This window comes from Pseudonocardia sp. (assembly GCF_029263155.1).
Taxonomy (GTDB): domain Bacteria; phylum Actinomycetota; class Actinomycetes; order Mycobacteriales; family Pseudonocardiaceae; genus Pseudonocardia.
On sequence record NZ_JAJCYB010000044.1, the window covers coordinates 114,320 to 137,757 of the forward strand.

A 23,438-nucleotide genomic window follows, 5' to 3' on the forward strand; every position below is an offset into this window, starting at 1 on the left:
ACTCAGCCGCGCCCGGCAGTAGATTCGCACCATGTTCGCCGTCTACGCAGCCGAGCCCAATGCCGACGCTCCGCTCTCCTCGCTCACCGTGGGTGAGCGCCCGGAGCCCGTGGCCCCCGAGGGATGGGTGGCCGTGAAGGTCGCCGCCGCCAGCCTCAACATGCACGACATCTGGACCCTGCGCGGCGTCGGGATCAAACCCGAGCAGTTCCCGATGATCCTGGGCTGCGACGGCGCAGGCACGCTGCCCGACGGCTCCGAGGTCGTGATCCACTCGGTGATCGGCGACCCGTCCTGGAGCGGCGACGAGACGCTGGACCCCAGGCGCACGCTGCTCACCGAGAAGCACCAGGGCAGCTTCGCCGACACCGTGGTCGTCCCGGCCCGCAACGCGATCCCCAAGCCGGCCGGGCTGTCCACGGTGCAGGCCGCCTGCATGGGCACCGCGTGGCTCACCGCCTACCGCATGATCTTCACCAAGTCCGGCCTCCGTCCCGGCCAGCGCATGCTCGTGCAGGGAGCCTCGGGCGGCGTCGCCACCGCGCTGATCCAGCTGGGCCGCGCGGCCGGAATGGAGGTCTGGGCCACCGGGCGCTCCGACGACAAGCGGGCCGTCGCGCAGCGCCTGGGCGCGCACGCCACCTTCGCCTCGGGGGAGCGGCTGCCCGGCAAGGTCGACGGCGTGTTCGAGACCGTCGGTGACGCCACGTGGTCGCACTCGATGCGGGCGCTCAAGCCCGGCGGCATCATCGTGATCTCCGGCTCGACGAGCGGCCCCAACCCGCCCGCCGACCTGCAGCGGCTGTTCTTCCTGCAGCTGCGCGTCGTCGGCTCCACGATGGGTACCCGCGACGAGCTGGCCGACATGCTGACCTTCATCGCCAACGCCGGGATCACCCCCGAGGTCGGTCTGGAGCTGCCGATGGAGAAGGCAGAGGAGGGCTTCCGGGCGATGCTCGACGGCACCGCCACCGGCAAGATCGTGTTCACGCGCTGAGACGGACAGATAGGGCCGTAAGGATTCTTTCTGCACGAACAGCCGCACGTGCATCCGGCGACCGCGTACAGTCTGTCACCGTGTCTGAGCCACGAAGTCGAATGGCGCCGGGGACGGTGTACGCCCCGGCGCCACCTGTGACAGGTCTGGTCGAGCTGCTGGACCGGTTGGACCGCGCGCTGGCCACCGCGCTGTCCCCGGCCACCTCGGCGGAGGGCGTCAGCCGGGACGGCTGGCGGGTGCTGCTGATGCTCGCCAAGGGCGGCGGCCGGAGCATGGGCGAGATCGCCGCCCACACGGCCCTCCCGGCTCCCACGGCGACCCGGGTGGTGGATCGGCTGGTCGCCGCGGGCATGGCGGTCCGGCGCACCGACCCCGTGGACCGGCGTCGCGTCCTCGTCCACCTGGCCGGAGACGGCCGGGCCGTCGTGGAACGGGTCTGCGGGCGGGTGGAACGCCGCGCGGGCGAGGCTCTCGGCGCCTCGCACACCCCCGAACGCGCCCAGCTCGCCGAGCTGCTCGAGACCCTCGCCACCCGACGCAGGAACTGACTCCCCGCCCCGCGACGCGACGACTCAGCCCCCGGTCCGCGCGTCGAGCCAGCGCCTCCCCCGCACTCCCAGATCCCCACGGGCCGCGACGATCCGCGGCAGCAGGTCCGGCCGTCCGGCCTGCGCCGCCATCACCTCGGCGACGGTCACACCGTGATCCGGCCGGTCCAGCACCGTCACCGGGTCGCCGCGCGTGACGGCAGCGGGGCTCTCCACCGAGAGGTAGGCGCCGGGGCGCCCGGCGCGCATGAAGCGCTTCACCAGGTCGGGGGTGGCCCGGAACCCGGCGAACACGCGGCACGGGATGCGCGGCAGCCGCACCACGAGCACCGCGTCACCCACCTGCCAGCGCTCGCCCACGACCGCTCCCGAGCAGTCGACGTCGCGCAGCGTGAGGTTCTCGCCCACCCCGCCGGGTGGCACCGGAGCGTCGAGCTCCGCGCTCCAGAAGTCCAGGTCGGCCGTCGAGTAGGCGTACACGGCCTGGTCCGGCCCGCCGTGGTGGCGCAGGTCGCAGACGGTGTCGCCGGCCAGCCCCTCGGACCCGATCCGCACCGGGCCCTCGACGGGGCGCTTGTCGATCGCGGTGCGCTCCTTGTCGCCGGTCCACGCGCCGGTGCGGACCACGCCGACGTTGACGGACTCGACCCTCCCCCTCATGCCACCCATCCTGCCGTGGCCTCCGCGGCCGCCGCGTACGGGAACGCGGCCAGCAGCAGGATGCCCACGCCGACGACCAGCGCGCGCTTGAACCACGTGCCGCGGGCGGCGAGCCAGCCCGCGACGAACGCGATCGCCGGCGGCACCACCACCTCGTAGACGGCGCCGAGCCGCTGCGCGACGACCTCCCGCGGGCCCTGCAGGTCCAGACCCCCGGTGCCCCCGACCACCAGGCCGACGACGACGACGGCCACCAGCCCGGCCAGCAGCAGCACCCACCGCTGCTTCGCCCACCCGGCCAGCAGCCCGAGGACGAGCACGACCACCAGCACCGCCCCGCCTGCGGCGATGCCCGCGTCCCCCGGCAACGTCACGGGCGGGTGCCGTCCAGCAGCCGGGCGGGCACCACCGTCACCGGGAACGGGCGCCGGGCCGCGTACTCCTCGTCGCCGACGACGTGCGCCACCTGCTCGTAGCCGCCGCCCCCGATCTCCATGGCACGGTGCTCGAACACGGTGAGCGAGCCGGGCTCGGTGGGGTCGAGGAGCCAGTAGACCGGCACGCCCATCCGCTCGTAGTGCGCCTTCTTGGTGTTGCGGTCGTGCAGCTGGGTGCTGCGGGAGAGCACCTCGGCCACCATCACCGGCGGCGTCGGCAGGTTCTTCGATCGCAGGTCCGTGAACCGAGCGACGAGGACGTCGGGCTGCACCTCGTTGTCGAACGCCGTCTGCACGGCGAACGGCGCAATCAGCACTCGCAACTCCCGCGGGCATGCGGCTCTCAGCCGAATGCCTGCAGCGAAGCCCATCTCCTGGTGCTCCCAGCTCGGTGCCGGGCTCACGATGAGCGTCCCGTCGATGATCTCGTACCGGTTGCCGTCATCGGGCATGCCCTCCAGGTCGTCGACCGTGAACGGGCGACCTGTCGGGATCGATGCCTGCTGGCTCGTCATGGCCCTCATGGTCCCCTCCTTCCGTCTCCGGGCATAGACGGAATCGGGGGCCCCGCGGTTCCGCCTACTTCTTCGCCTTGCCGGCGTCCCCGTCGGAGTCGGTGGACAGCGCCGCGACGAAGGCCTCCTGCGGCACCTCGACCCGGCCGATGGTCTTCATGCGCTTCTTGCCCTCCTTCTGCTTCTCCAGCAGCTTGCGCTTGCGGGTGATGTCCCCGCCGTAGCACTTGGCGAGCACGTCCTTGCGGATCGCGCGGATGTTCTCCCGCGCGATGATCCGCGACCCGATCGCGGCCTGGATCGGCACCTCGAACTGCTGGCGCGGGATCAGCTCGCGCAGCTTGGAGGTCATCGCGGTGCCGTAGGCGTAGGCGTGGTCCTTGTGCCGGATCGCCGAGAACGCGTCGACGGCCTCGCCCTGCAGCATGATGTCGACCTTCACCAGGTCGGCGGCCTGCTCGCCGGACTCCTCGTAGTCCAGGGAGGCGTAGCCGCGGGTGCGGGACTTCAACGCGTCGAAGAAGTCGAAGATGATCTCGGCGAGGGGCAGCGTGTAGCGCAGCTCGACGCGGCTCTCCGACAGGTAGTCCATGCCCCCGAGCTGGCCGCGCCGGCTCTGGCACAGCTCCATGACCGTGCCGATGTACTCCGAGGGCACCAGCACCGTCACCTTGACGACGGGCTCGTGCACCTCGGCGATCTTGCCGGTCGGCCAGTCCGAGGGGTTGGTGACGGTGAGCTCGGTGCCGTCGTCGGTCACCACCCGGTAGACGACGTTGGGCGCGGTGGAGATGAGGTCGAGCCCGGCCTCGCGCTCCAGGCGGTCGCGGGTGATCTCCAGGTGCAGCAGGCCGAGGTAGCCGCAGCGGAACCCGAAGCCCAGTGCGGCGGAGGTCTCCGGCTCGTAGGTGAGCGCGGCGTCGTTGAGCTGCAGCTTGTCCAGGGCGTCGCGCAGCTCCGGGTAGTCCGAGCCGTCCACGGGGTACAGGCCGGAGTAGACCATCGGGCGCGGCTCGCGGTAGCCCGTCAGCGGCTCGGTGGCGCCGTGGCGCAGCGTCGTGATCGTGTCGCCGACCTTGCTCTGCCGCACGTCCTTCACACCGGTGATCAGGTAGCCCACCTCGCCGACGCCGAGCCCGATGCTCGCCTTCGGCTCCGGCGAGACGATCCCGATCTCCAGGATCTCGTGGGTGGCCCCGGTGGACATCATCCTGATCCGCTCGCGCGGGGTGATCTTCCCGTCGACGACGCGGACGTAGGTGATGACGCCGCGGTAGGTGTCGTACACCGAGTCGAAGATCATCGCGCGGGGCGGCGCGTCGGAGACACCGACCGGGGGCGGGGTGAGCCGGACGACCTCGTCGAGCAGTTCACCGACGCCGAGCCCGGACTTCGCGGAGACCCGCAGCACCTCGTCCGGGTCGCAGCCGACGATGTGCGCGATCTCCCTGGCGTAGCGGTCCGGGTCGGCCGCCGGGAGGTCGATCTTGTTGAGCACCGGGATGATCGTGAGGTCCTTCTCCATGGCCAGGTACAGGTTGGCCAGGGTCTGCGCCTCGATCCCCTGGGCGGCGTCGACCAGCAGGATCGCGCCCTCGCACGCCTCCAGCGCCCGGCTCACCTCGTAGGTGAAGTCGACGTGGCCCGGGGTGTCGATCATGTGCAGGACGTGCTCGACACTCGTGCCGTCGGCGTTGGCGACCTTCCACGGCAGCCGCACGTTCTGCGCCTTGATCGTGATGCCGCGCTCGCGCTCGATGTCCATGCGGTCGAGGTACTGGGCGCGCATCGCGCGCTCCTCGACCACGCCGGTGATCTGCAGCATGCGGTCGGCCAGCGTCGACTTGCCGTGGTCGATGTGGGCGATGATGCAGAAGTTCCGGATCAGCTCCGGCGGGGTGAACGTCTTGTCGGCGTACGAGGCCACTCACGGTTCCATTCAGCTGCGGGGACCGGTCCATCGTCCCACGTCACCCGCGGACACCCGCTCACGCGGGTCCGGGTGTGATCCGCGCCCCGGGACCGGTGCGGGCCGGGCTTGCCGATCCACACCGCGCACCAGCAGGATCCCGGCATGAGCAGCACGCCACCCCCGCCCCTTGACCGCATGCAGGCCGCCACGGCCGTGCTTGCCGCGAAGCGCCGCGCCGCGCTGAGGTGGGCCGACCTCGGCAGGGCGATCGGGCGCTCCACCGAGTGGACCACGGCCGCCCTGCTCGGCCAGCACCCGCTCACCGCCGAGCAGGCCGCGGCCCTCGGATCCGCGCTGGAGCTCGACCCGGTCGTCGTCGAGGCGCTGGAGCTGCCCCCGGTCCGCGGCGCGCACGTCGTCGACACCTCGGAGCCGGTCGTCTACCGGCTCCAGGAGATGGTGCAGGTCTACGGGCACACCATCAGCGAGCTGGTGCGCGAGGAGTTCGGCGACGGGATCGTCAGCGCGATCGACTTCGAGATGGACCTCCGGCGCGTCGCCGACCCCAGGGGTGACCGCGTCGTCATCACGTTCAACGGGAAGTTCCTGCCCTACCGCAGCTGGTGACCCCCGGCCGACGGCGCAGGCGGGCCCGCGCCCGCACCGCCCGCCGCCCGCCGCGGCGGCCGGGCCGGCGGGTGCTGTCCGGGGCGCATCGGTAGCGTCGGTCCATGGCCCGCCCGTACGTGCTGCTGTCGGTCGCCACCTCCCTCGACGGCCACATCGACGACGCGGGCCCCGACCGGTTGATGATCTCCGGCGCGGAGGACCTCGACCGGGTCGACGAGGTCCGCGCCGGGGTGGACGCGATCCTGGTGGGAGCGGGCACGATCCGCGCGGACGACCCGCGGCTGGCCGTGCGGTCGGCGACCCGCCGGGCCGAGCGGGTCCGCCGCGGCCTGACCCCGTCGCCGGCCAAGGTGACGATCACCCGCGGGGGCGGTCTCGACCCGACCGCGCGGTTCTTCACCGACGGCGAGGCCGACAAGCTGGTCTACTCCGCCTCCGGGGAGCACCCGGAGCTGGCCGGGCTCGCGACCGTCGTCGACGCGGGGGATCCGCTGCGCCTCGACCTCGTGCTGGCCGATCTCGCCGCCCGCGGCGTGGGGCGTCTCATGGTCGAGGGCGGCGGCGCGGTGCACACCCTGTTCCTGGCGGCGGGCGTGGTGGACGAGCTGCACGTCGCCGTCGCGCCGTTCCTCGTCGGCGACGACGCGGCCCCCCGGTTCGTGCACCCGGCCCGGTTCCCGCAGGACGCCGCGCACCGCATGGAGCTGGTCGACCTGCGCCGCGTCGGCGATGTCGCGCTGCTGGTGTACCGGCCCGTCACGCCAGGCGGGTCATGTCCACCGTGACGTCGAGGGCGGCGGCCTTGCCACCGGAGAAGATCCCCTTGAGCGGGGGCACGTCGGCGTAGTCGCGACCGACGGCGACCCAGACGTGCCGGTGGCCGATCTCGATGTCGTTGGTGGGGTCGTAGCCCCACCAGCCCCCGGTCCAGGCCTCGATCCAGGCGTGGCTCTCTCCGGTGACGGTCTGGCGGACCTCGGTCTCCGCGCGGGGCAGCAGGTACCCCGAGACGTAGCGCGCGGGCACGCCCATCTCGCGCAGCAGCAGCAGCGTGAGGTGCGCGAAGTCCTGGCAGACGCCCTGGCGGGTCTCCCACGCCTCCACCGCGTTGGTGTGCACCCCGGTGGTGCCGGGCCGGTAGGCGAGGTGCTCGCGCACCCAGCGGCAGGCGGCGAGCACGGCGTCGGCGGGGTCCTTGCCGCGCTTGAGCGCCCTGGCCGCCCGGCCGAGGTCGCGGTTGCGCACGACGTAGTCGGTGAACTCCAGGGTCTCGGTGAACCGGTCGCGCACCGGCTCGCTCGCCAGCTCCTCCCAGGTGGCCGAGCGGGCGGGGGCGAGCGCGTCCGCGGTCTCGACCACCGAGGTGGCGGTGACGGCCAGTTCGGTGTGCGGGGCGTGCAGGTCGAACGCCGTGACCGTGGTGCCCCAGTAGTCGGCGTAGCGGTAGGACCGCGTCGGCGGCACCGTCTCGACCCGGCTGACGATCACGTTCTGCCGGTTGTCGCTGCGCGGGGTGAGCCGCACCTCGTTGTAGGACTCGTGCACCGGCGCGGAGTAGCGGTACCCCGTCTCGTGCACGACCCTGATGCGCCAGCCCATGTCTAGGAGACCTCCGGTGCGGTCCAGGCGACCCAGGGGGCGGCGTGGAAGTACTGCAGCGACACGGCCTCGCCGACGTCGCGGATGGTGCCCTGCAGACCCATGAGCTGGGTGGGCAGGTCGTCGAGCAACTCCTCGGGCCGCAGGAACTCCAGCTCGGAGCGGGCCCGGCCGAGCAGCCGCAGCGCCTCGGCCTTGGCCCCGATGCGGGCGGTGGGACGGTTGTCCAGCTCGGCCAGGCACGTCTCGGCCTGGCGCAGGGCGTGGAACACCGAGCGCGGGAACAGCTTGTCCATCAGCAGGAACTGCACGACGCGGGTGGCGTCCAGCGCCCCGCGGTAGGTCCGCAGGTAGGTGTCGGCGGCCCCGGCGCTGCGCAGCACGGTGAGCCAGCCCGGCGACGACATGCGGTCCGAGACCCGGGAGAGCAGCAGCCGCACCACCATGTCGACCCGCTCGACCGAGCGGCCGAGCAGGTAGAACCGCCAGCTGTCGTCGCGGCTCATCGTCGACGCCGCCATGCCGGAGAACATGGCCGCGCGGTCCTCGACGTAGGAGAAGAACGCGTGCGGGCCGACCCACCGGGCGTAGCGCTGCCGCTCGGGCAGGGCGTTCCAGGTGGCGTTGAGGCACTCCCACATCTCCGAGGACACCACCTCGCGGGCGCCGCGGGCGTTCTCCCGCGCGCTGGACACCGAGGACACGATCGATCCGGCCTGGTCGGAGTAGCCGACCAGCTCGGTGAGCGACCACGCGTCGAGCGGGTCGCCCTCCGGCGCTTCCACCCCGAGCACGGCGAGCAGGGTGCGGGCGGTGGTGTCGGCGTCGACGGTGGCGTCCTCGAGCAGCTGGTGCACCGACACGTCGAGGATGCGCGCGGTGTCGTCGGCGCGCTCGACGTAGCGGCCGATCCAGTACAGCGACTCCGCGTTGCGGGCGAGCACTAGTCGTCCTCCCCCTGCTGTTGCTGCTGTTGCTGCTGTTGCTGCTGTTGCTGCTGCTGGCTCATCGTCAGCTCCGGGCCGTGCTCGGCCGCGGGCGATCCGGCCGGGGCCGACACCGCGAGCCCGCGCTCCCCCAGCTCGCGCTCGGCCTCGGGCGAGCGCTGCGCGGCGAGCACCCAGGTGTCCTTGCTGCCCCCGCCCTGGCTGGAGTTGACGACCAGGCTGCCCTTGGGCAGTGCCACCCGGGTCAGCCCGCCGGGGAGCACGAACACCCCGTCGCCGTCGTTCACCGCGAACGGCCGGAGGTCGACGTGGCGGGGCACCAGCCGGTCGTCGACCTTCGTCGGCACGGTCGACAGCTGCACCACGGGCTGCGCGATCCAGCCACGCGGGTCCGCCTTGATCGTCTTGCGGGCGTCGGCGAGCTCGCGGGCCGTGGCGTTGGGCCCGAACAGGATGCCGTAGCCACCGGACCCCTCGACCGGCTTGAGCACCAGCTCGTCGAGCCGGTCCAGGACGTGCGCCTTCTCGTCGTCGAGCCAGCAGCGGAACGTGTCCACGTTGGGCAGCAGCGGCTTCTCGCCCAGGTAGTAGTCGATCATCTTCGGGACGTAGCAGTAGACGAGCTTGTCGTCGCCGATGCCGTTGCCGACGGCGTTGGCGATCACGACGTTGCCGGCGCGCGCGGCGTTGAGCACCCCGGCGACGCCGAGCACGGAGGACGGGTTGAACTGCAGCGGGTCGAGGAACTCGTCGTCGATGCGGCGGTAGATCACGTCGACCTGCTGCTCGCCCTCGGTGGTGCGCATGTAGACGATGTTGTCGCGGCAGAACAGGTCGCGGCCCTCGACCAGCTCCACCCCCATCTGCCGCGCGAGCAGCGAGTGCTCGAAGTAGGCGGAGTTGAACACGCCCGGGGTGAGCACGACCACGGTCGGGTCGGCCTCGTTCGCGGCGGCGGCGGCCCGCAGTGCGCGCAGCAGGTGGGTGGAGTAGTCCCCGACCGCGCGGACACGCTGCTTGCCGAACAGGTCCGGGAACACCCGCGCCATCGTGCGGCGGTTCTCCATCACGTAGGACACGCCCGACGGGTTGCGCAGGTTGTCCTCGAGCACCCGGAAGGTGCCCTCCTCGTCGCGGACGAGGTCGATGCCGGCGACGTGGATGCGGACGCCGTTGGGCGGGTTGAGCCCCTGGGCGGCGCGGTGGTAGTGCTCACAGCTGGTGATCAGCCGGCGCGGCAGGATCCCGTCGCGGACGATCTCGGCGTCGCCGTAGATGTCGGCGAGGAACGCCTCCAGCGCCCGCACCCGCTGGACGATGCCCTTCTGCAGCCGGCTCCACTCCCCGGAGCTGATCACCCGCGGCACGATGTCGAGCGGGAAGGGCCGCTCCTGGCCCGACAGCGAGAACGTGATGCCCTGGTCGACGTAGGCGCGGTCGAGTGCCTCGGAGCGGACGGCGAGGTCCGCCGCGGCCGTCGGCGCGATCGCGTCGTGCAGCGCGCGGTAGTGCGAGCGCACGCGGCCGTCGGCGTGGAACATCTCGTCGAAGGCACCCGAGTAGGGGCGGTCCGGTTCCAGGTAGCCGTCGAAGAGGGCGGACCCCTCGACCTCGGTCGGGCGGCGCTCGGGTGCTCTCGTCACGGTCCTCCTCGTCCTGATCCGGGGCCATCCTCGCTCAGCGGACCCGGCCGGGGCCACCTCGGCGTGCTACGGGCGTGTAACGCGGCACGTAGGGTCGGCCGGTGGACGCGCGCAGCGGGTGGATCACGGTCGGGGCGGCGTTCACGTCGATGGCCGTCGTGTTCGGGGTGGCCTACAGCTTCGGGGCGTTCTTCGCACCGATGGCCGCCGAGTTCGGCACCGGCAGCGGCGCGACGTCGGTCGTGTTCGGGGTCACGGCGTTCTGCTGGTTCGTGCTCGGCTCGGTCAGCGGGCGCGCCGTGGACCGGTTCGGGCCCCGTCCGGTGCTGCTGGTGGCCGCCGCGGCCCTGGCCGCGGGGCTGCTCGTCACCGCAGCGGTGCAGCAGCTGTGGATCGGCTACCTGTCCTACGGGCTCGGGGTGGGCGTGGCGGTGGCCTGCGGGTACGTGCCGATGGTGGCCGTCGTCGGCGCCTGGTTCGACGCGCGGCGGGCGATCGCGCTGGCCGTGGCGGTGTCCGGGATCGGGGTCGGGACGCTGGTCGGGGCGCCGCTGGCCGCCTCGTTGATCGGCACGGTGGGCTGGCGGCAGACCCACGTGATCTTCGCAGTCGTGGGGGCCGCGCTGCTGGTCGTGTGCGCGCTCGTCGTGCGCCGCCCTCCCGCACCGACCGGCGCCCTGTCGTTGCCGGTCGGGCAGCTCGTGCGGAGCCTGGCGTTCCGGTCGATGTACGGGGCCACGCTGCTGTCCTCGCTGGCCCTGTTCGTGCCCTTCGTGTTCCTCCCGGCCTCCGCCGTCGCGCTCGGGACGCCGCCCGTCGCGGCCGCGGCGCTCGTCGGCGTCATCGGGGTGGCGAGCGTGGTCGGACGCCTCGCCATGGGCGCGGTGGCCGAGCGGCTCGGGCGGATCCGCACGTTCCAGGCGTGCTTCGCGGTGCTCGGCGCGAGCTTCGGGATCTGGTTCGCCGCCGGGTCGTACCCGGTGCTGGTGGTGTTCGCCGTCGTGCTGGGCATCGGGTACGGCGGGTGGATCGCGCTGCAGCCCGCCGTCATCGCCGAGCTGTTCGGCCTGCGCGGGCTCGGCGGCGTCGTCGGGCTGGTCTACACCTCCGGCGGGATCGGGGCGCTGCTCGGCGCCCCGCTGGCCGGGGTGCTGGTCGACGCGACCGGCGGGTACGCGCTCGCCATCGGCTTCGCCGGGATCTGCGGGCTCGCCTCGTTCGTCGCGCTGCTGCCGCTGGGCCGGGGTGATGTCGTCGTCGCCGCACCCGCGCTGTAGCATTGTCGGTCGAGCGCCCGGCGTGTTCGTCCGTAGTCCTTGTCGCCGCCTGGGCCTTCCGGACACACAGACAGCGCCAAGACCGTCAGCGGCAGAGAAACCCGAGGCATACGCGTGGCCAACATCAAGTCCCAGATCAAGCGGGTCAAGACCAACGAGAAGGCGCGCCAGCGCAACAAGTCGGTCAAGTCCGCCGTCCGCACCGCGGTGCGCAAGTTCCGCGAGGCCGCCGAGGCCGGCGACACCGAGCAGGCCACCGCACTGCAGCGCGCCGCGGCCAAGGCGCTGGACAAGGCGGCCAGCAAGGGTGTCATCCACCCCAACCAGGCCGCCAACCGCAAGTCGTCGATGGCCAAGCGCCTCAACGCCGCGGCCTGACGCACCGGCCGGCCACAACAACGGCGCTGTCCGTCCGAGAACGGCGCCGCCCCCGGAGGGCGGCGCCGTTCTCGCGCGTCGGGCCGGGTCAGTGCTGGTCCACGAGCACCGGGTTGCCGTCGGGATCGCGAACGACGAAGTGCGCGGGGCCGTCACCGGCCGCGGTGGCCTGGTCGGGCACGTAGCCGGCGGCGACGACGGCCTGCTCGACCGCCCGCGCGTCGGGCGGGTTGAACGTCACGATGTTGGTGTCGAACATGCCCTGGAACAGCCCGATCTTGGTCGAACCGTTGGCGAGCATCACCCAGGACTGCTCGACGGCGCCGTCGACCACCGTGAAGCCCAGCGCCTGGTAGAAGTGCAACGACCGGCCCAGGTCCGCGACCGCGAGGCTGACCGAGAACTCTCCGAGATCCATCCGCGCATCCTCTCATCGTCCGCGTGCCGCGCAGAGCAGCAGCACCGCACGCTCCAGCGCATAGTCCGGATCGGGCGAGGCGCCCTTGACGTCGGCGTTGAGCTGCGCGGTGAGCGCCACGGCGGCCGCGACGGCCTCCGGCCGCCACGACCGCACCTGCCCCTGTGCCTTGCGCACCTTCCACGGCGGCATCCCCAGCGGGCCCGCCAGCCGGTTCGGGTCGCCCCGCCCGGCCGACCCGACCTTGGCCAGCGTGCGGATCGCGTCGGCCAGCGCGTCGGCCACCAGCACGGCCGGCACACCGAGCAGCTGCGCCCAGCGCAGCGACTCCAGTGCGCCCGCGCGGTCGCCCGCCACGACCTTGTCGGCGACGGCGAACCCGGTGGTCTCGGCACGGCCGCGGTGGTACCGGCGGACCGCCTTCTCGTCGATCACCCCTCCGGTGTCGGCCACCAGCTGGCTCGTCGCCGCCGCGAGCTCCCGCAGCTCCGACCCGACGGCCTCGATGAGCACCCCGACCGCGTCCGGGGCGATCTTCCCGCCGGCGCGCCGGACCTCGGCGCGGACGAAGTCGGCCCGCTCCTCGAAGCGGGTGAGCCGGTCGCAGCGGGTGACGGCGGCGCCCCTGGCCTTCAACGTGTCTGCGAGGGCCTTGTTGCGCGCCCCGCCGGAGTGCGCGACCACCAGGACGATGCCGTCGGCGGTGTCTGCGGCCTGGTCCAGGATCGCCGCGGCCAGGTCCTTGCCCGCCTCCTGGGCCGACCCCACGACCACGACACGTCCCTCGGCGAACAGCGACGGGCTCAGCGCGTCGGCCAGGTCGACCGGGGTGAGTTCGGAGGCCCGGTAGCGGCGCAGTTCGGCGTCGGGCTCGTGCTCGCGCACCTGCACGACGACGTCCTGCACGGCGCGTTCGACCAGCAGCTCCTCCTCACCGAGGACCAGGCGCACGGGGGGCGGCGGCACCGGCCCATCGTCGCGCACGGCCCCGACATTCCGTGACCCGGCTCCCACATGGCGGACAGGTGCTTGGGATGTGCCTGCCCCGTGTCGTACCGTGCCGGGTGTAGCTGCTCAGCCCACAACTGCACATGGCTCATCCAGAGGGGCAGAGGGAACGGCCCGTTGAAGCCCCGGCAACCGGCGAGACACGTCAGACAGTCCCAGTTCTTGGGCGCGTGCTCGATCACGGTGCCAATTCCGACCCGCACGGTGCGGGGAAGATGAGGAGATCTTCAATGTCGCTGCTTGCCGACGTCTCGGCGTCCGCCGCCACGTCCACCCCCTTCGACCTGGGGCCCGCGCGCGCCCTGTCCTGCCGGGAGTGCGGCCACCAGGTCCCGCTCGCCGCCGAGTTCGCGTGCCCCCAGTGCTTCGGTCCCCTCGAGGTCGCCTACGACTTCGGCGACGTCACCCGGGCCTCCATCGAGGCCGGCCCGCGGTCCATCTGGCGCTACCGCGGGCTGCTCCCGGTGCCCTCGGACGTGCGCTCCCACCCGAACACCGAGCCCGGGATGACCCGGCTGATCAGGGCCGACCGCCTCGGTGCCGCGCTGGGTCTGCGCAACCTGTGGATCAAGGACGACACCGGCAACCCCACGCACTCGTTCAAGGACCGCGTGGTCGCCGTGGCGCTGGCCGCCGCCCGCCAGCTGGGTTTCACCGTGCTGTGCTGCCCGTCCACCGGGAACCTCGCCAACGCCGTGGCCGCCGCCGCCGCCCGCGCGGGCTGGGACTCCGTGGTGTTGATCCCGAAGTCGTTGGAGCAGGCGAAGGTGCTCACCACCGCGGTCTACGACGGCACCCTGCTCGCCGTGGACGGCAACTACGACGACGTGAACCGGCTGGCCACCGAGCTGGCCGCCGAGCACGAGGACTGGGCGTTCGTCAACGTCAACGTCCGGCCCTACTACGCCGAGGGCTCCAAGACCCTGGGCTACGAGGTGGCCGAGCAGCTGGGCTGGCGGCTGCCCGAGCAGATCGTGGTGCCGGTCGCGTCGGGGTCGCAGCTGACCAAGGTGGACAAGGGCTTCCAGGAGTTCGGCCGGCTCGGCCTGGTGGAGCCCACCCCGTACGCGGTGTTCGGCGCGCAGGCCACCGGTTGCTCCCCCGTCGCGAAGGCCTACGACGAGGGCCACGACTGGATCCAGCCGGTGCGGCCCGACACGATCGCCCGCTCGCTCGCCATCGGCAACCCCGCCGACGGGCCCTACGTCCTCGACGCGGTACGCCGCACCGGGGGCGCGATCGGGCACGTCTCCGACGCCGAGGTCGTCGACGGCATCCGGCTGCTCGCCCGCACCGAGGGCGTGTTCGCCGAGACCGCGGGCGGGGTCACGGTGGCCACCACCAAGAAGCTGATCGAGGCCGGGAAGATCGACCCGGACGCCGAGACCGTGCTGCTGATCACCGGCGACGGGCTCAAGACCCTCGACGCCGTGGCCGGGCAGGTCGGCCCGACCGCCACGGTGCCCTCCACGAGCGCGGCGGTGCGGGAGGCGCTCGCGAACCGCTGACGGGTGCCCGGCGGCGACGGGCCGGGAGCGGGTCGCCCCGGGTGACCAGCTCGATGCCGCCGCCGCCGGCGACCACCGCCGAGTCGCCGGCCAGGTCGGTGCGCCGCACGTCGATCCCGGCGCGTTCCAGTCCGCCGATCAGGCCCGGGTCGGGATGCCGGTAGGTGTTGCCCGCGCCGACGCTGACCAGCACCGCGCGCGGCGCCACCGCGTTGAGGAACTCGACGCTGGTGTAGCGGCTGCCGTGGTGGGGCATCTTGAGGATCTCGGCGTGCAGGTCTGCGCCCGCGGCGACGAGATCGGCCTGCGCGGCCAGTTCCACGTCGCCGGTGAGCAGCACGGTGCCCGCGGCGGTGGCGGCGCGCAGCACCAGCGAGCCGTCGTTGACGGCGGTGCCGTCGTCCGGGTCGAGGTACGGGTCGGGATGGCGGGGGCCGAGGACCTCGAGGACCAGACCGGGCCACTCCAGGCGCTGCCCGACCGTCAGCGCGACCAGCGGGGCACCCGCGTCGGTCGCGGAGTGCGCGACCGCGGCCAGCGCCCGGTGCGGGGCGCGGACCGGGCCGACCGCGATCCCGCCGACCGCGCGGCCGCGCAGGGCGCCGTCGAGCCCGCCGATGTGGTCGGCGTGCAGGTGGCTGAGCACCACGAGCGCCAGGCTGCGGATGCCGAGCCGGTCGAGGCAGGCGTCGACGGGCCCGGTGTCGGGCCCGGCGTCGACGAGCACGCCCCGGCCGGGCTCACCGGTGGCGAGCACGACCGCGTCACCCTGCCCGACGTCGCAGGCCACCACGGCCCAGCCCGGCGGGGGCCAGCCGGGCGGGGCGAGCCGGGTCGGCACCAGCACCAGGGCGAGCCCCAGCAGCACCGCGACGAGCACCGCCCGGCCCCGCGGCAGGCGCCAGAACAGCACGAGCACGGCCAGCACCGCGGCGAGCAGGAGCATGCCGGCGACGCCGTCGGGCCACGGCAGCGCGGCGCGCGGGATCGCGGCGGCCCGGTCGGCCACCTCGACCAGCCAGCCGACGGCCGGGCCGGCCAGCCACGCGCAGGCCTGCGCCGCCTGCGGGCTGAGCGGGGACACCACCGCGGCCAGGACGCCGAGCACGGTGGCCGGCGCGACCGCGGGTACCGCGAGCAGGTTGGCCAGCACCGCGACCGGGGCCACCTGCCCGCTCAGCCCGGCGACCACCGGCGCGGTGGCCAGGAACGCCGCCGCCGGCACGACCAGCACCTCGGCCACCCACCGGGGCACCCCGCGGCGCACCAGCGCCGCGGCCCAGCCCGGGGCGAGCAGCACCAGCGCGGCCGTGGCCAGCACGGACAGGGCGAAGCCGGGGTCGACGGCCAGCGCGGGGTCGGCGAGCAGCAGCACCAGCACCGCGGCGGCCAGCGCGGGCACCGCGGAGCGCCCCCGACCCAGCGCCAGCGCCAGCAGCACCACCGCCCCCATCGCCGCGGCGCGCACCACGCTCGGGGACGGCCGGGCCAGCACGACGAACCCGAGCACCGCGGCCGCGCTCAGCCCGGCGGCCCATCGCGGGTCGGCCCGCAGCAGCCGCAGCAGGGCCAGCACCGCGCCCGCGACGATCGCCAGGTTGGCGCCGGACACGGCGGTCAGGTGGGTGAGCCCGGCCGCGCGGAAGTCGTCCTCCACCTCGGCGGTCATGGCCCCGGTGTCACCGACGGCGAGCCCGGGCAGCAGCCCGGCCGGAGCCTGCGGGAGCACGGTGGCCGCGTCGCGCAGGCCGGTGCGCAGCGCGCCGGCGCCGGTCTGCCACCACGGTGGCGCGGCGACCTCGCGGGGCGGCCCGCGGACCCGCAGGACCGCGACGGTGAGGTCGCTGCGACCCGCCGGGGCCAGCAGACCGTCGGCCGTGACGGCCTGCCCGGGGAGCAGGCCCGCCCAGCCCGGCGCCGGTGCGATCAGCAGGACGCGCCCGCCGGTGTCCCAGGTGGAGTCGCGCGCCTGCGCCCGCTCCAGGACGGCGTCGACCAGCACCTGCGCCTGCTCCCCGGCCACGGCGTTGCGGATCGGGCGGGGGTCGTCACCCAGCACGACGCGCACCGTGGCCGCCGCCCCGGCCTCCGCGGCGGCGCGCAGCGGGTGCTGGGCGACGAGGATGCCGTGGGCGGTGACGACGAGCCCGGCGGCGGCGGCGCAGGCCGCCGCGGCGAGCCAGCGCGGACGGGACCGGCGATTCCATGCCGCCCCGGCGGACAGGGCCGTGACCACCGCCCCGGCGAGCGGTCCGAGCCCCAACCCGGCCAGCACGGCGGCCCACGCGGCCAACGCCGCGGGCACCAGGCGCAGATCCGGCGGGCGACGCGGCTCGTCCGGCGCCGTCACGCCACCACCACCAGCTCCCGGAGCTGCGCGAACCGGCGCTCCCCGATGCCCTCGACCTCCCGCAGCTGCTCGACACGGCTGAACCGCCCGTTGCGCTCGCGCCACTCGAGGATCCGTCGGGCGGTGACCGGTCCGACGCCGGGCAGGGCATCGAGCTGGGCCTCGGTGGCCGCGTTGAGGTCGACAGGGCCCTGCGGCGTCGCCCCGGACCCCGGCGCCGACCGGTCCGGGGCCGGGCCCGCGGCGTCCGGGGCGGGCGGCACCCCGACGGCGATCTGCTCCCCGTCGACGACGCGGCGGGCCAGGTTGACCCCGGACAGGTCGGTGCCGGGCAGCGCACCCCCGGCGGCGGCCAGCGCGTCGGCGACGCGGGAGCCGTCGGGCCCCTCGACCAGCCCGGGCCGGGCGACCTTCCCCGAGACCGCGACGACCAGCGGGCCCGCGGGGACGGGCGCGGCCTCCGACGACGGCACCGCCGACGCCTCCGACGGCGCCTCCGTGGTGACGACGACGCCGGGCAGCGCGGCGACCGGCTCGGCCCGCGGTCGCTCGGTCCACACCCCCACCGCGGCCACCACCGCCGCGAGCGCGGCGACCAGGGCCAGCGCGGTGGCCCCGGGCCGCCCGGGATCGACGCGTGCGCCCCGCCAGCCGGCCGGGACGACCGCACCGAGCAGCCGCGCCACCCGGCCGGGCGGCGCCGCACCGGCCGGCGGGGTGCGCGCGTCCGGCAACCGCGTCCGGTCGACGGCCCCCGAGGTCGCGTCGGCGGCCGGGCGCCGCGGCGCCGTGAACAGCAGTGGCACCGTGGGCGGATCCGCGCCGGGCGGCGTCAGCCGCGGGCCGACGGCGGCCGCGAGCCGCGCACCGGCGGAGGGGTCGGGTCGGGCCACACCGCGACGCTAGGACGCCGGGACGGTCCCTCCCGGACGAGTCCCGCAGCTGTGGACGGCCGGACGCCGATGTGGACAGGTGCCCGGGCGGCCGCGGCGCAGGCGTCCCGGGGACTCAGCGGGTCGGCGCCTGCGAGCCGCCACGCGGCACCACGACCACCCCGAGCACGCCGAGGCCCACGTGCGCACCGATCACCGCGCCGACCTCCGACACCAGCAGCCGCGCGATCGCCGGCACCCGCTCCCGCAGCCGGGCGGCCACCTCCTCGGCCCGCTGCGCCGCGCCGAGATGGTGCACGGCGAGGTCGACGGGGCCGTCACCGGCGGCGCGCACCGCGAGGTCGACGAGCCGCTGCGCGGCCTTCGCGGTGGTCCGCACCTTCTCCAGCGGCACGATCCGGCCCTGCACCACGTGCAGCAGCGGCTTCACGGCCAGTGCCGTGCCGAGCAGGGCGGCCGCGGCCCCGATCCGCCCGCCGCGGCGCAGCCGGTCCAGCGTGTCGACGGAGAAGAACACCCGGCACCGGGCCGCCACCTCCGTCGCGGCCGCCTCCACGGCGGCCACGTCCGCGCCGCTGTCGGCCGCGTCCGATGCGGCGAGCACCGCGTACCCGAGGCCCATGCAGGCCGCGCGGGAGTCGACCACGCGCACGCGGTCGGCCCCCACCTCGTCGGCGGCCATCCGCGCGGCCTCCCACGTGCCCGACAGCTCCCGCGACAGGTGCACCGACACCACGGCGCGCGCCCCGGCGTCGAGCGCCTCGCGGTAGCAGGCCGCGAACTGCGCGGGCGTCGGACGGGAGGTCTGGACGTCCACCCGGTTGTCGGCGAGCGCCGCGGAGAGCGCCGCGGTGTCGATGTCGAGGCCCTCGCGGCCCGAGCGCGACCCGAGCCGCACCTCCAGCGGCACGACGCGCACGCCACGCTGTTCGGCCACCCCGGCGGGCAGGTAGGCGGTGGAGTCGGTGACGACGGCGACGGACACGTCGCGGGACACTAGTCGGCTCCGACGAGATCGCCCAGGCCGTCCGCGGTCCACGGGCTCCCGTGGTGCAGGAGGTCGGTCAGGGCGTCCGACACCGGCGTGGCGCCGGTCCACCGCTGGATACCGGCGAACATCGGCGACGGATTGCACTCCAGCACCGCGAAGCCACCGTCGGGCCGTCGCCGCAGATCGATGCCCGTGAAGGCCATCCCGCACGCCGCGGCGGCCCGGACACACGCCGCACCCTCGCCCGCGTCGAGCGTGGTGACGAGGACGGCGCGTTCCGCACCGCGGTAGTCCAGCCGGTCGGAGACGATCTCGTACGCCGCCGCCACCTGCCCGCCCACCACGTAGACGCGGATGTTGCGGCCTGGGACCTCGGCCTGGAACAGCACCGGCGCCCGCGCCAGCAGCCGGAGCCGCTCGGGATCGAGATCGGCCGGGGCGATCCGCCGGCACCGGCCACCGCCGGCGAGGGGCTTGTAGACCAGCGGGCCCCCGGCCTCCTCGGCGAAGAGCCGCACGGCGTCCGGGTCGTTGGTCGCGAGCGTCACCGGGACGGGAACCCCCGCCCGGCGGAGCGTGTCGAGCTGGTCGAGCTTGCGGAAGTGCTGGTCCATGGTGGCGGGCGGGTTGACGAGGACGGCGCCGGCCGTCTGCATCGCAGCGACGAAGCCGGCCACGAACGACCGCCGCTCGCGCCCCGCCGCGTACCGCAGCCGGGAGCTGCGCTCGGCGGCCGGCCCGGCACGGTGGTGCACCCGGAAGGGCAGCGGCAACGGGAGGGTGCGGACGTACCAGGTGCGCACCGCGGCGATGTCCAGGTCCCGCGCGGTCGCCACCCCGTCCCGCACGCTCAGCTGCAGGTCGCGGGGGAACCGTGCCAGGTCGAGGACGACCGGTTCCGTGCCCCGGCTCCGGATGCGGTCCGTCACCGCCGCGACCTGGGGGTCGTCCCGGGGGCCGATGACTCCCGGCATCAGTACGGTTCCGGCGAGTCGTCGGGCTCCTCGGGCTCCTCGTCCTCCAGCCAGCTCTCCTCCTCATCGAGGGGGGCGTCCACCGGCTCCGGCTCCCCGCCCTCCTCACCCAGCGCGAACGTCGTCGCCTCGCCCTCGGGCAGCTCCTCGCCCTCCTCACCGACCATATGAGTCGTCACCTCGACCGGCTCCGGCTCCTCACCCTCCTCACCGACCGCGTGGGTGGTGACGGGCACGTCGAGCGGCGGGTCGCCGGCGACGGTGTCGGGCAGGTCGGTGATGAACAGCTTGTCGAGATCCATGGTCGGCCTCCGCCTCGGGAAGACGACGGTCCGTCCGGCGTCGAGTCCGACGCTACGGACCGACGGGCAGCGCGTGACCCGGGCAACGACCGGGGCCCCCTGGGCCGGCCCGGGGGGCCACGACGTCGGGCGGCCCGCGCTACGGGATTTTCCCTATCCCGTGCCGAGCACCGGCCGCAGCGCATCGGCGCAGGCCCGGCCGACGGCGGCGTGACCGTCCCAGCCCCAGTGCATGCCGTCGGGGTTGCCGTGCCCGCCGAGCACGTGGCCGCCGATCAGCGCGGGCAGATCCAGCAGGCGCACGTCCGTGCGGTCCGCCCAGGAACGGGTCGCCCGCTCGGCGGGGACCCGGCCCGGGTGCACCGGCCCGTACCCGGCAGCCCGGTGCACCGCAGGCAGCGTGGCGACGACCGGTATCCCGGGGCGGATCGTCAGCACCGCCTCGCGCAGCCGGTCCAGGTGGGCGACGGTCAGGTGCGGTGGCAGCGCCACCGGCCCGCCGCCGGGCAGCCGGGCGAACGCCCGGGCCAGCCGTGGCTGGGCCCGCAGGTACCCGCCGCGGACCGCGCGGCGCAGCCGTTCCGGGCGCAGCGCCGGGATCAGCTCGCGCAGCGCCGTCGGCAGCGGGGAGGGCAGCGTGTCCATGCCGCCGACGCCCAGCACGAGCGCGTCGACGCGCGGCAGCAGCGCCCACACCCGCGGGTCGTGGGTCAGCGCGTGCCAGGCGTGCCGGGCCGTCCACCCGATCCCGGCGACCAGCTCCGCCCGTCCGCCCAGTGCGGCGGCGGCGAGGTTGGGCCACAGCCGCGGATCGTCGGCGGGCTCGGCGCGCTGCGGCCCGTGGAAGCACTGCGAGTCGCCGAACACGAGCAGCAGCGGCCCGCGGGCCGTCATCTCAGCCCTCGGTGCCGACGTTGTAGCCGACCAGCCGCCATCGGGCGTGGTCGGGACGGCGGGCCAGCGCCGCCCAGCGGCAGTTGCCGACGCCACCGATCGCGGGCCAGGCCTCGATGGGCATGGCCAGCAGCCCGCACACCAGCCCGGCGATCATGCCGCCGTGCGCCACGAGCACCGCGGTGGCCGATCCGTCGCCGCCGGCGAGCTCGTCGTCGAGCTCCTCGACCACGGGCGTGCAGCGCCGCACGACCTCCAGCCGCGACTCCCCGCCGGGCGGCGCCCAGGCGGGGTCCTGCCGCCAGGTGGCGATCGCACCGGGCCACTGGACCTCGATGTCGGCGACGGTGCGGCCCTGCCAGTCGCCGAGGTGGGTCTCGCGCAGCCGCGGGTCGACCTCGACGCCGACCCCGCAGACCGCGGCCACGACGGCGGCGGTGTCGGCGGCCCGGCGCAGGTCGGAGCTGATCAGCCGCTCGGGCTTGAGCCGCGCGACCTCGGGTGCCACCACCTCGGCCTGCGCCACCCCCGCGGGGGTGAGCACCGAGTCGAGGTGGCCCTGCATGCGCCCGTCGGCGTTGTAGTCGGTCTGCCCGTGGCGCAGCAGGATCAGGTACCGCAGCGTCATGACCGATCCTCGGCCGGGCCGGCCGTCGCCTCGGGGAACTCGATGGGCGGGCAGTCCTTCCACAGGCGGTCCAGCCCGTAGAACCCGCGCTCCTCGTTGCGGAACACGTGCACGACGACGTCGTCGAAGTCCAGCAGCCGCCAACCGCCCTCCCGGCCGCCCTCGCGGCGGGTGGGCTTGGCCCCGTGCAGCCGCAGCTTCTCCTCGACCTCGTCGACGATCGACTGCACCTGCCGGTCGTTGGGCGCCGACGCGATCACGAAGCAGTCGGTGATCACCAGCTGCTCGGAGACGTCGAGCACGATGATGTCCTGCGCCAGCTTGTCCGCGGCCGCGACCACGGCGACCCGGGCCATCTCCAGCGCCTGCTCGGTGGCGGTCACCCGTACCCCTCTCCCGCGGGTGATCCCACCCGGCTACCGGCCCAGTGTCCCAGCCGGGGTCGGGGGCGGGGCCGGACGGGTGGCCGAGCGGGTCAGACGTGCCCGACGAGGGCGGAGATCCTCGTGCGGAACGCCCGCAGCATCTCGTCGCGCTCGGCGGGGGGCAGCGCGGTGGGACGCACCTCGTCGCCCCACGAGTAGTCCTCCAGCCAGGCGGCGACCGGCAGCGACTCCCACCGCAGACCACCGGTGCCGACGAACTCGCGCAGGGCGTCGATGCTGCGGGCCGCGTCGGAGGACCCGCCGGGCCCGTGGGTCGACCGCAGCGTGGGGAGGTCGGCGGCGTAGAGGTCGGCCTTGGACAGGGCCAGCACGAACCAGCGCGGGCGGCGGTGCGCGGCGATCGCCATCTTGAGGTGCGTGAGCGTCTCGTCGAGCTCGGCCTGCTCCTGCGCGCGGTGCTGGGCCAGCAGCTCGTCGAGCGACAGCGCGGCCGTGGCCGGCTCGGCGCCGTCCTCGCGGCGGCTGCGGAACCCGTTCGCGACGACGTGGACCACCCCGACGACGGGCTCGGTGTGCAGCAGCCGCGCCAGCGACGCGTACCGGACACCGCCCTCGCCGTGGCCGGGCACCACCCGGAACCGCACACCCCGGCCGCGCCACAGCGGCTGGTCGATGTGCTCCTCCTGCTCCGAGCGCGCCACCGACGGGGTGTAGCTGCGCAGCCGGGCCCGCTGCAGGTGCTGGGCGAGCACCGTCTTGCCCGAGCCCGCCGCGCCCGTCACCACCACCAGCGGGAACCGCTTGCCCCGCGCCTCCGTGACGGCCTCGACCGCCTCTCGTCCGGCCTCGGCGGCGAGCCGGGCGAGCCCGGCCGCCGCCCCGATGACGGCACCCCCTGGTCTGGTCACGCGTCAACCTTAGGTGCCGCGCCCGGGGTGCGCGTCGGACGGCTCGGCGGCGCGGTACAGGCCGCGCTTGGCGATGTACTGCACCACGCCGTCGGGCACGAGGTACCAGACCGGGTGACCCTCCTCGACGCGCCGGCGGCAGTCGGTGGACGAGATCGCCATGGCCGGCACCTCGACCAGGCTCACGGCGCCGTCGGGCAGGTGGTCGTCGTCGAGGGCGTAGCCGGGGCGGGTGACGCCGACGAAGTGCGCGAGCGCGAACAGGTCCTCCACGTCGCGCCAGGACAGGATCGCCCCCAGCGCGTCGGCGCCGGTGATGAAGAACAGCGCGGCGTCGGGGAACGCGGCGTGCAGGTCGGTCAGCGTGTCCTTGGTGTACGTCGGTCCGTCGCGGTCGATGTCGACCCGGCTCACCGAGAACCGCGGGTTGGACGCCGTGGCCACCACCGTCATCAGGTAGCGCTCCTCGGCCGGGCTGACCGCGCGACCGCCCTTCTGCCAGGGCTGCCCGGTCGGGACGAAGACGACCTCGTCCAGGCCGAAGCGGTCGGCGACCTCGCTGGCGGCCACGAGGTGGCCGTGATGGATCGGGTCGAACGTCCCGCCCATCACTCCGATCTTGCGCTGCACCC

At 74.4% G+C, this 23,438-nt stretch carries 26 protein-coding genes and 1 riboswitch; of the genes, 7 read left to right on the top strand and 19 right to left on the bottom strand.

Annotated elements, in window-relative coordinates:
* Positions 1-31 precede the first annotated feature (31 nt).
* The gene (locus tag Q1K26_RS08260; RefSeq protein WP_300008983.1) at positions 32-997 is read left to right on the top strand and encodes a zinc-binding dehydrogenase; all 966 of its coding nucleotides are present in this window, start codon (positions 32-34) and stop codon (positions 995-997) included.
* A gap of 101 nt (positions 998-1,098) precedes the next feature.
* Positions 1,099-1,548 carry a MarR family transcriptional regulator gene (locus tag Q1K26_RS08265; RefSeq protein ID WP_300008984.1) on the top strand — a complete coding sequence of 150 codons (450 nt, stop codon included), beginning with the start codon at positions 1,099-1,101 and terminating at the stop codon, positions 1,546-1,548.
* 24 nt (positions 1,549-1,572) lie between these two features.
* On the opposite strand, the gene Q1K26_RS08270 is transcribed toward Q1K26_RS08265, so the two are convergent.
* The 4 genes from Q1K26_RS08270 to lepA are packed head-to-tail and all read right to left on the bottom strand — an operon-like array spanning position 1,573 to position 5,087.
* On the bottom strand, positions 1,573-2,208 hold the full coding sequence (locus Q1K26_RS08270; RefSeq protein WP_300008985.1) for an MOSC domain-containing protein: 636 nt from the start codon (positions 2,206-2,208) through the stop codon (positions 1,573-1,575).
* Positions 2,205-2,582, bottom strand: a complete 378-nt coding sequence (locus Q1K26_RS08275; protein WP_300008986.1) for a hypothetical protein — start codon at positions 2,580-2,582, stop codon at positions 2,205-2,207. Before Q1K26_RS08275 ends, Q1K26_RS08270 begins: the two co-directional genes overlap by 4 nt.
* Positions 2,579-3,169: a Uma2 family endonuclease gene (locus tag Q1K26_RS08280; RefSeq protein ID WP_300008987.1), complete on the bottom strand. Its 591-nt coding sequence runs from the start codon at positions 3,167-3,169 to the stop codon at positions 2,579-2,581. The genes Q1K26_RS08275 and Q1K26_RS08280 overlap by 4 nt, the downstream gene beginning before the upstream one ends.
* Positions 3,170-3,224: 55 nt before the next feature.
* The gene (gene lepA / locus Q1K26_RS08285) at positions 3,225-5,087 is read right to left on the bottom strand and encodes a translation elongation factor 4 (RefSeq protein ID WP_300008988.1); all 1,863 of its coding nucleotides are present in this window, start codon (positions 5,085-5,087) and stop codon (positions 3,225-3,227) included.
* A 147-nt stretch (positions 5,088-5,234) separates the two neighbouring features.
* Here lepA and cynS point away from each other — a divergent pair, with 147 nt between their 5' ends.
* Positions 5,235-5,699, top strand: coding sequence for a cyanase (cynS, locus tag Q1K26_RS08290; RefSeq protein WP_300008989.1), 465 nt, complete (start codon positions 5,235-5,237; stop codon positions 5,697-5,699).
* A 104-nt stretch (positions 5,700-5,803) separates the two neighbouring features.
* The gene (locus Q1K26_RS08295; protein WP_300008990.1) at positions 5,804-6,487 is read left to right on the top strand and encodes a dihydrofolate reductase family protein; all 684 of its coding nucleotides are present in this window, start codon (positions 5,804-5,806) and stop codon (positions 6,485-6,487) included.
* Here Q1K26_RS08295 and Q1K26_RS08300 read toward each other — a convergent pair.
* From Q1K26_RS08300 to Q1K26_RS08310, 3 genes are read right to left on the bottom strand one after another with little or no spacing between them, the layout of a single operon-like run.
* The gene (locus Q1K26_RS08300; RefSeq protein ID WP_300008991.1) at positions 6,459-7,301 is read right to left on the bottom strand and encodes a transglutaminase family protein; all 843 of its coding nucleotides are present in this window, start codon (positions 7,299-7,301) and stop codon (positions 6,459-6,461) included. The genes Q1K26_RS08295 and Q1K26_RS08300 overlap by 29 nt on opposite strands.
* Positions 7,302-7,303: 2 nt before the next feature.
* Positions 7,304-8,245 (bottom strand): alpha-E domain-containing protein, encoded by a 942-nt coding sequence (locus Q1K26_RS08305; protein ID WP_300008992.1) that lies wholly within the window; start codon positions 8,243-8,245, stop codon positions 7,304-7,306.
* On the bottom strand, positions 8,245-9,891 hold the full coding sequence (locus Q1K26_RS08310) for a circularly permuted type 2 ATP-grasp protein (protein ID WP_300008993.1): 1,647 nt from the start codon (positions 9,889-9,891) through the stop codon (positions 8,245-8,247). Before Q1K26_RS08310 ends, Q1K26_RS08305 begins: the two co-directional genes overlap by 1 nt.
* 101 nt (positions 9,892-9,992) lie before the next feature.
* Between Q1K26_RS08310 and Q1K26_RS08315 the strand changes: the two genes are divergently transcribed.
* Both Q1K26_RS08315 and rpsT read left to right on the top strand, forming a co-directional pair.
* The gene (locus tag Q1K26_RS08315) at positions 9,993-11,168 is read left to right on the top strand and encodes an MFS transporter (RefSeq protein ID WP_300008994.1); all 1,176 of its coding nucleotides are present in this window, start codon (positions 9,993-9,995) and stop codon (positions 11,166-11,168) included.
* A gap of 114 nt (positions 11,169-11,282) precedes the next feature.
* The gene (gene rpsT / locus Q1K26_RS08320) at positions 11,283-11,546 is read left to right on the top strand and encodes a 30S ribosomal protein S20 (protein ID WP_300008995.1); all 264 of its coding nucleotides are present in this window, start codon (positions 11,283-11,285) and stop codon (positions 11,544-11,546) included.
* Between the two features lie 88 nt (positions 11,547-11,634).
* Here rpsT and Q1K26_RS08325 read toward each other — a convergent pair whose 3' ends face one another.
* Both Q1K26_RS08325 and holA read right to left on the bottom strand, forming a co-directional pair.
* Positions 11,635-11,964 carry a VOC family protein gene (locus Q1K26_RS08325; RefSeq protein WP_300008996.1) on the bottom strand — a complete coding sequence of 110 codons (330 nt, stop codon included), beginning with the start codon at positions 11,962-11,964 and terminating at the stop codon, positions 11,635-11,637.
* A 12-nt stretch (positions 11,965-11,976) separates the two neighbouring features.
* The gene (gene holA, locus Q1K26_RS08330; RefSeq protein WP_300008997.1) at positions 11,977-12,930 is read right to left on the bottom strand and encodes a DNA polymerase III subunit delta; all 954 of its coding nucleotides are present in this window, start codon (positions 12,928-12,930) and stop codon (positions 11,977-11,979) included.
* A 127-nt stretch (positions 12,931-13,057) separates the two neighbouring features.
* A riboswitch (SAM riboswitch) is annotated at positions 13,058-13,194 on the top strand.
* A gap of 8 nt (positions 13,195-13,202) precedes the next feature.
* On the opposite strand from holA, the gene thrC reads away from it, so the two are divergent.
* Complete coding sequence (thrC, locus tag Q1K26_RS08335; protein WP_300008998.1) at positions 13,203-14,480, top strand: threonine synthase; 1,278 nt, start codon at positions 13,203-13,205, stop codon at positions 14,478-14,480.
* On the opposite strand, the gene Q1K26_RS08340 is transcribed toward thrC, so the two are convergent.
* From Q1K26_RS08340 to nadD, 10 genes are all read right to left on the bottom strand, one after another.
* On the bottom strand, positions 14,386-16,830 hold the full coding sequence (locus Q1K26_RS08340; protein ID WP_300008999.1) for a ComEC/Rec2 family competence protein: 2,445 nt from the start codon (positions 16,828-16,830) through the stop codon (positions 14,386-14,388). The two genes, thrC and Q1K26_RS08340, sit on opposite strands and share 95 nt — an antisense overlap.
* Positions 16,827-17,723: a helix-hairpin-helix domain-containing protein gene (locus tag Q1K26_RS08345; protein ID WP_300009000.1), complete on the bottom strand. Its 897-nt coding sequence runs from the start codon at positions 17,721-17,723 to the stop codon at positions 16,827-16,829. The genes Q1K26_RS08340 and Q1K26_RS08345 overlap by 4 nt, the downstream gene beginning before the upstream one ends.
* Before the next feature lie 115 nt (positions 17,724-17,838).
* Entirely contained in the window at positions 17,839-18,708 is an 870-nt protein-coding gene (locus Q1K26_RS08350) for a DegV family protein (RefSeq protein ID WP_300009001.1), read from the bottom strand.
* An 11-nt stretch (positions 18,709-18,719) separates the two neighbouring features.
* A complete protein-coding gene (locus Q1K26_RS08355; RefSeq protein WP_300009002.1) occupies positions 18,720-19,643 on the bottom strand; it encodes a hypothetical protein in 924 nt (307 codons plus the stop codon).
* Between the two features lie 44 nt (positions 19,644-19,687).
* A complete protein-coding gene (locus tag Q1K26_RS08360; protein ID WP_300009003.1) occupies positions 19,688-19,990 on the bottom strand; it encodes a hypothetical protein in 303 nt (100 codons plus the stop codon).
* 153 nt (positions 19,991-20,143) lie between these two features.
* Positions 20,144-20,884 (bottom strand): diglucosylglycerate octanoyltransferase, encoded by a 741-nt coding sequence (gene octT / locus Q1K26_RS08365; RefSeq protein WP_300009004.1) that lies wholly within the window; start codon positions 20,882-20,884, stop codon positions 20,144-20,146.
* A 1-nt stretch (position 20,885) separates the two neighbouring features.
* On the bottom strand, positions 20,886-21,512 hold the full coding sequence (locus Q1K26_RS08370) for a histidine phosphatase family protein (protein WP_300009005.1): 627 nt from the start codon (positions 21,510-21,512) through the stop codon (positions 20,886-20,888).
* Entirely contained in the window at positions 21,509-21,895 is a 387-nt protein-coding gene (gene rsfS, locus Q1K26_RS08375) for a ribosome silencing factor (RefSeq protein ID WP_300009006.1), read from the bottom strand. The genes Q1K26_RS08370 and rsfS overlap by 4 nt, the downstream gene beginning before the upstream one ends.
* 92 nt (positions 21,896-21,987) lie before the next feature.
* A complete protein-coding gene (locus Q1K26_RS08380) occupies positions 21,988-22,806 on the bottom strand; it encodes a hypothetical protein (RefSeq protein ID WP_300009007.1) in 819 nt (272 codons plus the stop codon).
* Positions 22,807-22,815: 9 nt separating this feature from the next.
* Positions 22,816-23,436 carry a nicotinate-nucleotide adenylyltransferase gene (nadD, locus tag Q1K26_RS08385; RefSeq protein WP_300009008.1) on the bottom strand — a complete coding sequence of 207 codons (621 nt, stop codon included), beginning with the start codon at positions 23,434-23,436 and terminating at the stop codon, positions 22,816-22,818.
* Positions 23,437-23,438 lie beyond the last annotated feature (2 nt).